Origin of the sequence: Shigella sp. FC1567 (assembly GCF_001743015.1) — a bacterium.
Lineage (GTDB): Bacteria > Pseudomonadota > Gammaproteobacteria > Enterobacterales > Enterobacteriaceae > Escherichia > Escherichia coli.
Genome location: NZ_MIIV01000061.1, coordinates 1 through 10,601, shown reverse-complemented (window position 1 = coordinate 10,601; position 10,601 = coordinate 1). Strand labels below are relative to the sequence as shown.

11 protein-coding genes and 4 pseudogenes are annotated in these 10,601 nt (G+C 52.9%); 3 read left to right on the top strand and 12 right to left on the bottom strand.

All coding sequences use genetic code 11. The features are described 5' to 3' along the window. Window positions 1-262: IS1 family transposase (locus BHE85_RS05150; RefSeq protein WP_146628063.1), on the bottom strand; the 262-nt coding region annotated here is incomplete at its 3' end. Window positions 263-313: 51 nt separating this feature from the next. Here BHE85_RS05150 and BHE85_RS27220 point away from each other — a divergent pair. Continuing rightward, window positions 314-469: pseudogene (locus tag BHE85_RS27220) on the top strand (DUF1266 domain-containing protein); the annotation flags it as partial. A 116-nt stretch (window positions 470-585) separates the two neighbouring features. On the opposite strand, the gene gdhA reads toward BHE85_RS27220, so the two are convergent. Further along, on the bottom strand, window positions 586-1,929 hold the full coding sequence (gdhA, locus tag BHE85_RS05140; protein ID WP_000373056.1) for an NADP-specific glutamate dehydrogenase: 1,344 nt from the start codon (window positions 1,927-1,929) through the stop codon (window positions 586-588). A gap of 235 nt (window positions 1,930-2,164) precedes the next feature. Here gdhA and BHE85_RS05135 point away from each other — a divergent pair, with 235 nt between their 5' ends. Continuing rightward, entirely contained in the window at window positions 2,165-2,437 is a 273-nt protein-coding gene (locus BHE85_RS05135; protein WP_039064106.1) for a YnjH family protein, read from the top strand. On the opposite strand, the gene nudG is transcribed toward BHE85_RS05135, so the two are convergent. Then, the gene (nudG, locus tag BHE85_RS05130) at window positions 2,403-2,810 is read right to left on the bottom strand and encodes a CTP pyrophosphohydrolase (protein ID WP_000781878.1); all 408 of its coding nucleotides are present in this window, start codon (window positions 2,808-2,810) and stop codon (window positions 2,403-2,405) included. The two genes, BHE85_RS05135 and nudG, sit on opposite strands and share 35 nt — an antisense overlap. An 86-nt stretch (window positions 2,811-2,896) precedes the next feature. On the opposite strand from nudG, the gene BHE85_RS05125 reads away from it, so the two are divergent. Continuing rightward, a complete protein-coding gene (locus BHE85_RS05125) occupies window positions 2,897-3,508 on the top strand; it encodes a CDP-alcohol phosphatidyltransferase family protein (protein WP_004983358.1) in 612 nt (203 codons plus the stop codon). 8 nt (window positions 3,509-3,516) lie between these two features. Here BHE85_RS05125 and ynjE read toward each other — a convergent pair whose 3' ends face one another. The 9 genes and pseudogenes from ynjE to BHE85_RS05080 form a co-directional block, all read right to left on the bottom strand. Continuing rightward, the gene (gene ynjE, locus BHE85_RS05120) at window positions 3,517-4,824 is read right to left on the bottom strand and encodes a thiosulfate sulfurtransferase YnjE (protein ID WP_001297658.1); all 1,308 of its coding nucleotides are present in this window, start codon (window positions 4,822-4,824) and stop codon (window positions 3,517-3,519) included. 66 nt (window positions 4,825-4,890) lie between these two features. Further along, a complete protein-coding gene (locus BHE85_RS05115; RefSeq protein WP_001299561.1) occupies window positions 4,891-5,544 on the bottom strand; it encodes an ATP-binding cassette domain-containing protein in 654 nt (217 codons plus the stop codon). Further along, window positions 5,544-7,079: pseudogene (locus BHE85_RS05110) on the bottom strand (ABC transporter permease family protein). Before BHE85_RS05110 ends, BHE85_RS05115 begins: the two are co-directional and overlap by 1 nt. Beyond that, complete coding sequence (locus BHE85_RS05105) at window positions 7,052-8,218, bottom strand: ABC transporter substrate-binding protein (RefSeq protein ID WP_001215336.1); 1,167 nt, start codon at window positions 8,216-8,218, stop codon at window positions 7,052-7,054. The pseudogene BHE85_RS05110 and the gene BHE85_RS05105 overlap by 28 nt, the downstream one beginning before the upstream one ends. Before the next feature lie 9 nt (window positions 8,219-8,227). Next, complete coding sequence (locus BHE85_RS05100) at window positions 8,228-8,776, bottom strand: carboxymuconolactone decarboxylase family protein (protein ID WP_000524080.1); 549 nt, start codon at window positions 8,774-8,776, stop codon at window positions 8,228-8,230. Further along, window positions 8,776-9,483, bottom strand: coding sequence for a TVP38/TMEM64 family protein (locus BHE85_RS05095; protein ID WP_000977119.1), 708 nt, complete (start codon window positions 9,481-9,483; stop codon window positions 8,776-8,778). Before BHE85_RS05095 ends, BHE85_RS05100 begins: the two co-directional genes overlap by 1 nt. 14 nt (window positions 9,484-9,497) lie before the next feature. Continuing rightward, a pseudogene (gene ydjY / locus BHE85_RS05090) lies at window positions 9,498-10,175 on the bottom strand (lipoprotein YdjY). A 4-nt stretch (window positions 10,176-10,179) separates the two neighbouring features. Next, window positions 10,180-10,323 (bottom strand): annotated as a pseudogene (locus BHE85_RS05085) (TVP38/TMEM64 family protein); the annotation flags it as partial. 17 nt (window positions 10,324-10,340) lie between these two features. Then, window positions 10,341-10,601 (bottom strand): IS1 family transposase (locus BHE85_RS05080; RefSeq protein WP_000317683.1); only part of this gene is annotated, 261 nt, incomplete at its 5' end.

The window sequence follows — 10,601 nt, the reverse complement described above, 5'->3', positions numbered from 1 at the left end:
CTGAGTTTTTTAAGTGACGTAAAACCGTGTTGAGGCCAACGCCCATAATGCGTGCACTGGCGCGACATCCGATGCCATTCATGGCCATATCAATGATTTTCTGGTGCGTACCGGGCTGAGAGGCGGTGTAAGTGAACTGTAGTTGCCATGTTTTACGGCAATGAGAGCAGAGATAGCGCTGATGTCCGGCAGTGCTTTTGCCGTTACGCACCACGCCTTCAGTAGCGGAGCAGGAAGGACATCTGATGGAAATGGAAGCCACGCAAGCACCTTAAAATCACCATCATACACTAAATCAGTAAGTTGGCAGCATTACCGGCATATCTGCTGCTATCGCAGAAAGTTAACGGATGCTGAACTTGAAGCGTGTTATCGTTACGACAAGCAGTTTTGGGAGCACTACAGTAAGAAATGCCGTTGGCCCATAAGAAATGTTCCCTGGGGAGCATCATCCGTTAAATACTCATAAACGCCTGAAATTTTGCCGGGGGCGCTGCGCTTGCCCGGCCTACATTAGAGCGTAACTGCAATGAATTGTGCCCATTTGTAGGCCTGATAAGCGTAGCGCCATCAGGCATTTACAACTTAAATCACACCCTGCGCCAGCATCGCATCGGCAACCTTCACAAAACCGGCAATGTTCGCGCCCTGCACGTAGTTGGTTTGCTCACCTTCACCACCATGCTCAACACAGGCATGGTGGATATCCAGCATGATGTGATGCAAACGTGCGTCAACTTTCTCGGCTTTCCAGCCCAGGCGCGCAGCGTTTTGCGCCATTTCAAGGCCTGACGTTGCTACACCGCCAGCATTAGCCGCTTTACCCGGTGCAAACAGTACGCCTGCCTGCTGGAACAGTTCAGTCGCTTCGATGGTGGTCGGCATATTTGCCCCTTCGGCGACGGCTTTAACGCCATTGGCGATAAGCTGATGCGCGGCGCCAACATCCAGTTCGTTCTGGGTGGCGCAAGGCAGGGCGATATCAACCGGTACAGACCACGGCTGTTGGCCTTCGAGATAGACCAGACCAAATTCTTTGGCGTAATCTGCCACTCGACCATCGCGGCTGGCTTTGATTTCGATAAGACGTGCCAGTTTCTCTTTCGTGAATCCGCTTTCATCAACTACAGTGCCGCTGGAGTCTGACGCAGTGATCACACGAGCACCAAATTCCATCGCTTTTTCGATAGCGTACTGGGCGACGTTGCCGGAGCCAGAAACGGAAACGCGCATCCCTTCAAAACCCATACCGTGGCGTTTTAACATTGCTTCTGTGAAATAAACCAGACCGTAGCCGGTAGCTTCCGGGCGAATAAGACTACCGCCAAATGAAAGGCCCTTACCGGTGAAGACGCAGGCGGTATTGTTGGAGAGCTTTTTCATCATCCCCGCCATAAAGCCGACTTCACGACCACCAACGCCGATATCACCTGCCGGAACGTCAGTATCCGCGCCCAGATGACGATAAAGCTCGGTCATCAGCGCCTGGCAGAAACGCATCACTTCGCTTTCGCTTTTACCTTTCGGGTCAAAATCGCTACCGCCTTTACCACCGCCCATCGGCAGGGTAGTCAGGGCATTTTTGAAGGTTTGTTCGAAGCCGAGGAATTTGAGAATGGAGAGGTTAACTGACGGATGGAAGCGCATACCGCCTTTGTACGGGCCGATGGCTGAGCTGAACTGCACACGCCATGCACGGTTGACCTGTACCTGGTTGCGATCATCAACCCATACCACGCGAAACTGGATCACGCGCTCCGGTTCAACCAGACGCTCCAGTAATGACATCTGGCGATATTTTGGATTTTGTTCAAGAAAAGGCCAGAGTGTGGTCATTACTTCACGAACGGCTTGCGCGAACTCGGTTTGATTCGGGTCGCGCTTTTGGACATGGTTGAGGAATGACTCCAGAGAATATGTCTGATCCATAGATATAAAACCCTTATATATTAATACGATTGTGCTTATGTTGTTTATGTCATGTGCTTTTGCAGTTTTCGACTATACCATCAAGAATGTGACGGTAAGCAAGAAAAAAATGACCCAGGAAAGCAAATTAATAACGAGAGTAATCTCATAACCAAATGCGATAACTCAGACGCTAAAGTTTTGCCACCCGGCTACCGTTATCAGTTGCAGAGACAATAACGTTAAGGAGTTCCCTGTGAGTCGAGCATTGTTCGCCGTAGTATTAGCATTTCCATTAATTGCACTGGCTAACCCGCATTATCGTCCGGACGTGGAGGTAAACGTACCGCCAGAAGTGTTCAGTTCAGGCGGGCAGTCAGCGCAGCCCTGTACTCAGTGCTGCGTTTATCAGGATCAAAATTATTCTGAAGGGGCGGTAATTAAAGCCGAAGAAATACTGCTGCAATGCCAGCGGGATGACAAAACCCTTAGCACTAATCCGCTGCTCTGGCGGCGCGTAAAGCCATAAACGCCTCTAATAGTGGAATGTCAGTAGGGGCCAGCGGATATTGCAGCGCCTCTTCAGGTGAGCACCAGACCAGCGCCTGATGTTCATGTGCCTGTAACGTCCCGTGGAAGTCGGGTACGTGCCAGGCATGAAGATGGATAATCCGGCCCGAAACTTCTCGCTGATGGCTGGCAACATACTCACCCACAGTTGCTTCGATGCCCAATTCTTCGTTTAACTCACGCACCAGTGCCTGCTGCTGGCTTTCATCCAGCTCGACTTTACCACCGGCAAACTCCCATAATCCCGCCTGATCGCTCTGGGCGGGGCGTTGCGCGAGTAAAATTTTGCCATCACGTTCAATGATGGCGGCAACAACTTCAATCATTTTCATAAATTACACACGGGCAGATAAGCGAAAAATGCCATAATATCCGCACTGTTGCTCAATCAGAAAGGCTTTATATTTAAGGAGTGCCTGTGCTAGACCGCCATCTTCATCCCCGGATTAAACCGTTGTTGCATCAGTGCGTGCGGGTTCTTGATAAACCGGGCATTACGCCAGATGGTTTAACATTAGTGGGATTTGCCATCGGCGTGCTGGCTCTGCCGTTTCTGGCGCTGGGCTGGTATCTGGCGGCGCTAGTCGTCATTTTGTTGAACAGGCTGCTTGATGGTCTGGACGGTGCGCTGGCGCGGCGCAGAGAGCTTACCGACGCGGGCGGCTTTCTTGATATTTCTCTCGATTTTCTCTTTTACGCGCTGGTGCCGTTTGGCTTTATTCTTGCTGCACCGGAGCAAAATGCGCTGGCAGGCGGCTGGTTGTTGTTTGCGTTTATCAGCACGGGCAGCAGTTTTCTCGCCTTTGCTGCACTGGCAGCAAAACATCAGATTGATAACCCCGGTTATGCACATAAGTCGTTTTACTATCTGGGGGGATTAACCGAAGGCACAGAAACGATCTTACTGTTTGTGCTGGGATGTTTATTCCCTGCATGGTTTGCGTGGATCTTCGGTGCGTTGTGCTGGATGACGACCTTTACGCGGGTGTGGAGTGGGTATCTGACGCTGAAGTCGCTCCAGCGTCAGTAATTGCAATGTTATTTGCTACTGTCCGGGCCGCGTTCACCGGTTGCTACCGGATTTTTTGGATCGCTGCTCCATTCGTACCAGCCGCCGTCATACACGGAAACATTCTTCCAACCCATGGCGCGTGCGTACATAAAGGTTTCGGACGCGCGCCAGCCGGTGCCGCAGTAGAATGAAACTTGCTGCTCTGGTTTGATATTCCACGCTTTCCACATAGCGGTAATATCATCGGCGCTGCGCATGGTGCCATCCGGGTTATGAAAATCTTCCATATGCGTCGAGTCGCTACCAGCGTGTCCCCAACGTGCTCCGGCTATTTCACCTTTTGGTTTAATATAGCTGTAACCGCTGGTCGTACCGATAAATTCTGGCCACGAACGAATGCTCACCAGCGATGCATCCTGGCGATGCAGCAGTCCACGGGCCTGTTCCATATCGAGCATCAACTGCGGTTGTGCCGGGATCTTCACGCCGAAATCCGGTTCCGCTTTCACTTTCGGTGGCGTTCCTCGCTCAACAGGCAGTCCCGCGTCGGACCAGGTTTGCCAGCCGCCATCCAGCAGACGCACATCTTTCACGCCTGCGTAGAGCATAATTTGCGCCACACGCGCTCCAGCGTATACGTCACGCCCGTACAGAATGACCGTGGTGTCATGGCGAATGCCGTGTTTTGCCAGCATCGCTTTTAGTTGTTCATCAGAAACTTTGTTCCACAGCGGTTCGCTTTCCACTTCGTTGGTATCGATGTAGTCAGCACCGGGAATATGGCTGATAAGGTAAAGCTTAGGAGCGCCCCAGGCCGCTTCAATGACTTTCCAGTCACCGGCAGGTTTCGCCGTAACCTCTTTACCTTGTTGCAGGTCGTGCAGCCATTGCGGATAAACCAGCTGCTCAAAGTGCGGCAGTTTTTGTAGACGGGAAGGTTCGCTTAGCGCGTCACTCAGAATGGAGATATGCGTAAAACCTGCTTTTTGCAGTCGCGTTTTGACGGCGTCGACATCTTTGTCATTACCGTACAGCGCCACCGGGGCATCGGCTTTCAGGTTATGTTGCTTGATCCACGCGTTGAGCTGTTCGGTGCTCATTTTGTCGAGCCAGCTGGCAGAGAGGTTTAAGGCGGCAGGTTCATGACCAGAAGGGCCATTTAAGGTTTGTGGCCAGCCGTTATAAAACGCGCTGGGGCGAGTATCTATCGCTTTGCCATTTTGTTGTTGAAGCTGGTCAAGTGTAAGAGGCTTCGCCAGTTCAGCGGCCCACGAAGAAGCGCAAGCCAGCCCTAAAGCCATTGCCAGCGCGGTCATTTGAGAAACACGTTTCATCGAAAATCCCGACATTGTAGTTTTGAGTGCGCCATTCTGAACTGACGCATTGAGAAAAACTTTGCGTTATCGCAGTTTGTTGTAATTTTCTGACCACTGCGCCATATCCAGAACAGAACTATCAGCAGGAACATCCTGGAGATCGTGCGTTACCTGAACGACGGGGATCGCCAGTTCGCGAACTTCGCTGAACACCCACTGGCGAAAATTATCGCGCAGAGCCACATCAAGACGGCTGAATGGCTCATCCAGGAGTAACGCTTTTGGCTGAGCGAGAAGGGCGCGCAGCAGGGCCACCCGCGCTCGCTGACCGCCTGATAATGTCGCAGGGTCCTGGTGATAAGTTTCAGCCAGTCCCGCTCGATCAAGCGCGTCTTTCACGGCATTGCGCCTGGCAGTCCCCTTGAGCGTCGACGGTAGCGCCAGCAGTAAATTTTGCCCGACGCTGAACTGGTCAAATAACAGTGCATCCTGGAAAAGAATGCCAATCTGACGCTGTGCGGTGGGTAGCATGTCAATCCGTTGCTCATTGAGCCATAGCTCACCTGTACAAGAAAACTGTCCAGCCAGTGCACCAATCATCCATGAAAACAGAGTGGATTTTCCACAGCCAGACGGCCCCATTAACGTGACGATGTCACCTTTATCAACCGTAAAGTTAACGTTTGTCAGCAAGCGGCTTTCTGGTAAACGTAGCGAAACATTTTTCACGCAGAGCATTAGCGGAGTCCTTGTCTGACATAACCTACCCATTTTGCGACTAACGCGGTCAGGGCAAAAATAATAAGCGGTAACAACAGTTGCCATAAAGCCTGGGCGGCGAGAATACCGTTGCTGCCGCCGCTGCTTAATGCCACCGCCTCAGTGGTGAGCGTCGGAAAACGCCCCGCGCCCAGCCACAGCGTCGGCATATACTGCGCAATACTGACTGAAAATCCCACCGCGAAGGCAATCAGCACAGGGCGCAACATGAGTGTGCATTTCACGTAAAAGAAGATTTTGGCCCGCTACCAGCCCAGTGTTTGCGCAATCAAAATTAACCGTGAATCAATGCGCTGCCAGGCGGGTTGCAGGATAAACAGCATCCACGGCATTACCCACAGCAGATGCCCCCAGACCACCGCCGTCCAGCTTCCATCCAGGTTCAGCCATAGCGCCAGCGTGTACTGGCCCGCCACCAGTGGCAGAGCGGGCAATAGAATGGGCAACCATAGCCACAACTGGCGACGCTGTGGCCCCCATTCCAGCCACAGCAGTAACAGGAGCAAAGCGATGAATGTTGCTACCAGCCCCATTGTCAGACTGTTGATGAGTGCTTCACTATTGATCGTCGACTGATCCGCGAGGATCGCCAGCAGAACCACACACAGCACACCGGTTAAGGGTAAAAAACTCGCCAGCGTAGTGCCTGGTAATAAAGGTGTGGCAGGCTTGCGAATGCCATCTACGCGGGGAATAGTGCGCCGCCAGCTGCGCCATAGCAGATAGCTCAGCAAAACGTAGGCGGCGAGTAACAGCATCAGCAGCAGACTGGCGAGTGCGCCTTTCGTTTGTTGATCCGCGTCGCCCTGAGTTAACCACTGCCAGCTAATTACTGCCAGCGTCGGTGGATTACCTGGCCCAAGAATAATCGCCACATCCACGACCGAAAGCGACCAGGCAACAATCGCCAGCATCGCCATTGCCAGCGAAGGCGCGACGGAGGGCAACAGCAGCCAGTTCAGGCATTGCCAGCGGCTGTAGCCCAGCGAATCCAGCACAATGACCTGCTGCAACAGCCGTTTTTCGCTCAATACTGCCGCTAAGATCCACAGCAGAAATGCGCTTTCTTTCACTGCAAGGGTGAGGCCCAGACCGATGCCAAATCGGTCCATTGGCGGAGTGAAATACGGGAAATAGTCATATAGCAGCCCTCCGTCAGCAAAGAGCAGCAGGGCGCTGGTGGCAAAAGCCACATGGGGAATGGCGAGCAGCCACGGCAGACGGGCGCACATACGCTGCCATTTCGGCCCAGGCCATAGCGCCACAATCACCAGCAGGGCAATCAACAATGCCCCGACCGCCGCGATGGTTGTCGACACCAGCGTTGCCAGTAATGCATGCGGTAACTGTGGATCGGCAAATAACGCCTGCCAGTGTGTCAACGACAACGCAGGCGATATCAGCGTGAGAGCTGCCGGGATCAGCGGTGCATAAATCACCGCCACCATCGCCCACAGCAAAAAGATTAATGCGTACCGTAACGGCGTAACCATTCTTGTTCCAGTGCATTCACCCATCCTGCGTGCGGTTCAGCCAGTACCGGCGGCAGATCCTGCGGCATTCTTGATTGCAATATTTCGCGCTGCCCGTCAGGCAGTTTTTGCGGATCGAGAACAGAAGGATCGTCCCAGACAACGGGATCTGCTTTACGCAGTTGCGCATCGGGTGAGAGCAGAAAATTGGCAACTACCTTCGCCGCAGCACTGGCATTCGCGTTGGCTGGAATGGTGACGAAATGCACGTTGCCAATCATCCCCTCGCGAAAGCCAAAACTGTAACTGCTTGCCGGCAAATCGCCGCTGGCGATTTTTTGCTGCGCATGCGCGGGGTTAAAGGTCAGCGACAGGCGCAATGTGCCGGCTTTCAGCAGAGCATCCATCCGCGCGGGCGAAGGCGGGAAATCCTTTCCTTCGCGCCACAAATACGGATGCAGTGCATCAAGATATTGCCACAAGGGCGCAGTGACACGGGCGAAAGTCGCATCGTCCGGCGCTTCTTTTAATGCGGCGGGATCTGGCGTCAGCATAATCAGCAACTGTTCAAGAAACGCCGTGCCGGTAAAGTCCGGTGGGCGCGGATAAGTAACCGTGCCGGGATTGGCTTTAGCAAACTCCAGTAAGGCTTGCGGCGTTTGTGGTGGCTGTGGCGTAACATCGCGGCGGGCGATAAACGTCAGTTGTGCGCCGCCCCAGGGCGATTCCGCACCTTGTGTCGGCACTGAAAAATCTTCCCGCACCGGCAGCTGTGTGTCGACATAGCGCCAGTTGGGCAGAGTCTCCGCCCAGCCCGTTTGTAATAAATTGGCCTCTTTTAAGGTGCGGAAGTTTTCGCCGTTCACCCAGAGCAGATCCACCGAGCCGCCCGTTTTACGACCGGCAGCAGCTTCGGTCTGAATGCGCTTCACCGCGTCTGCGGCATCCGCGAGACGAACAATCTTCAGGTTTATAGCGTAATGGGTTTTCATCTCGCCGCTAACCCAGTCGAGATAGCGGTTAATTGCGGTATCGCCGCCCCAGGCGTTAAACCAGACGGTTTGCCCTTTGGCCTCATTTTTAATTTCCTGCCAGTCACTGGCATGTGTTGCCAAAGAAAACAGCGATAACAATCCCAGCAACCACCCACAATGGCGCATCTTCTCTCCTTAAGAACGTTTTTCCGGAATACGGCACAGCCCCTGAGCGGGAATGTCCATGGCAGAATTAAAACGAGCCGACAGGTTTTGCAGGCCGATCAATGCCGTCAGTTCGGTGAGCGCCTGAGCGTCAAAATGCGCAGCCAGTCGGGTACGCAGGGCATCATCGACTGTTGGCGGTGTGACGCTTGCGGCTTCGGCGTACTCCAGCGCCAGCCGTTCTTCATCGCTAAAGAGCGGGCTTTGCCGCCAGTCAGCCACTGCCAGCAGTTTATCGGTGCTGCCGGTACGCTCGGCGACTTTCATACTGGTGATATCCACACAAAACTCACACAGGCACATTTGCGCAATGCGCGCGCTGACAAGCGATCGCACTACCGGATCGAGCGGTGAGCGTTTGCGCTCCAGCCACCCAACAAACATTGACACCAAATAAAAGATAAACGGGATCCGCCCCCACCAGCGAATCGGGCTTAGCACCTCGCCGTAATGGCGACGATGCAGCCACGCCTGCGGACGTAAAATGAAAGGAATTTTGCTAAGCGGCGGTAAACCCATCAGTCATTCCTCTTCTGGCGCTCAAGCCATATTTTCTTCGCCATAAAAATCACCACGGTCAGGGCAAACAGAATAAACAGTCCGGTGACAAACCAGAAAGTACCGCCTGTTAACATGCTGCCCGCCCAGGAATAAACAATAGTCGCCGGTAATTGACCAAGCCCGGTGGAGATAAAAAACGAGCGAAAACGTATTGAAGTCAGACCGGCAGCATAGCTGATTGGATCGAAAGGGACAAAAGGCAATAACCGACAGACCAGGATGGTGTGTTTGCCGTAGCGAGTGAAAAAGCCGTCCATACTGTCAAGCACGGTTTTGCCGGTTAATTTTTCCACCACTTCGCGGCCCATCACTCTGGCGATAAAAAAGCACAGCGCCGCGCCGGCCATCGAACTGGTCCACGACAGCAAGCCGCCCCAGAACGCGCCAAACAGCGACGCATTGGCAAAGGTGATCAAAAACGCAGGTAGCGGTGCAGCAATGGCCTGTAAAATCATCAACAAGAACGAGACAACTGCCGCCAGTGCGCCGTAAGACTGAATAAAGCGTTCTATACCCTGTTGGTCCACGGCGGCAAACGCCGCAACGCTGCGATTGATAAACTCATGGACGCCGGGAAGCAGCGCCCATGCGAGCAGCATAGCGAACAACAGGATGATGAGGGTTATACAGTAGTACCAGATTTTACGCGATTGCATCTTCATCATCCTTTATCCTGGCTTTATTCGGTGATTTTAAAGGTAACCGTTGCCAGCGTGTTATCCGCCGGGAGAACTGAGGCATTGCCTTTGAATTTCACTTCGCCGCGTTTTTCCACCGCACCATAAGTGTATGTTGCATTGCTGACGATGCCGACCGGGCAGCTATCCAGACACACCAGTCAACCCGTTTTCTTCTCTTCTGCTGCCGTTAAATTACCGCCAAAGCGCATGTCCAGTTTCTTGCCATTACTGTCAACAATCACTTCATCGAAGGAATACGCTTTTGCCGCCCCTTGCCAGTTGACCGAAATATCCAGTTTGCTGCCTGTGACATGAGTCGTTTCTTTATTATCCATCGTCATGTTTTCGCCCGGCGTACCACCTGCCTCTTTCAGGGCTTCATAAAATGCTTTCGGGGTCGCATAAGCCATAAACAGCGATTTATGTCCGTTGGAGCCATCTTTAAACACAATACCGTGACGAGTGTCGTCGGTGAGGAAACGACCATTAATTTGCACCAGCATGGTTACCGTATGGTTATTGGCATCGACGCGCAGCGGTTGGCTGTTCGAAAGTCCGTCGTATTCCACTTTTGCCGCCGAATTCTCTTTTTGATCGCAGCCGCTAAGCCCGGCAACAGCCAGTAAGCAGAGTGCAGCCAGTCCTTTTTTCCATGACACTGAATAATGTTGCGACATCGTTCTATCCTTCATTTTTTGGGTGAGTAAGCGGGCTGCGGCGCGAAGCAGACAGATCCACATGTTTGTGTCGGGCGTAGAGTTTTGCGAGCTGGACGAGAATAAACAGCGCCAGGCCCGCCAGACAGAGTTGTAAAATAAAGCGCAGCGGGTAATGACTCCAACTTACTGATAGTGTTTTATGTTCAGATAATGCCCGATGACCTTGTCATGCAGCTCCACCGATTTTGAGAACGACAGTGACTTCCGTCCCAGCCTTGCCAGATGTTGTCTCAGATTCAGATTATGTCGCTCAATGCGCTGAGTGTAACGCTTGCTGATAACGTGCAGCTTTCCCTTCAGGCGTGATTCATACAGCGGCCAGCCATCCGTCATCCATACCACGACCTCAAAGGCCGACAGCAGGCTCAGAAGACGCTCCAGTGT

What these genes read in the sequence shown, in the direction of transcription:
- gdhA (WP_000373056.1), bottom strand. Translation starts at nt 1,929, where the DNA reads ATGGATCAGACATATTCTCTGGAGTCATTCCTCAACCATGTCCAAAAG.
- nudG (WP_000781878.1), bottom strand. Translation starts at nt 2,810, where the DNA reads ATGAAAATGATTGAAGTTGTTGCCGCCATCATTGAACGTGATGGCAAA.
- ynjE (WP_001297658.1), bottom strand. Translation starts at nt 4,824, where the DNA reads ATGAAACGTGTTTCTCAAATGACCGCGCTGGCAATGGCTTTAGGGCTG.
- BHE85_RS05115 (WP_001299561.1), bottom strand. Translation starts at nt 5,544, where the DNA reads ATGCTCTGCGTGAAAAATGTTTCGCTACGTTTACCAGAAAGCCGCTTG.
- BHE85_RS05105 (WP_001215336.1), bottom strand. Translation starts at nt 8,218, where the DNA reads ATGCGCCATTGTGGGTGGTTGCTGGGATTGTTATCGCTGTTTTCTTTG.
- BHE85_RS05100 (WP_000524080.1), bottom strand. Translation starts at nt 8,776, where the DNA reads ATGGGTTTACCGCCGCTTAGCAAAATTCCTTTCATTTTACGTCCGCAG.
- BHE85_RS05095 (WP_000977119.1), bottom strand. Translation starts at nt 9,483, where the DNA reads ATGATGAAGATGCAATCGCGTAAAATCTGGTACTACTGTATAACCCTC.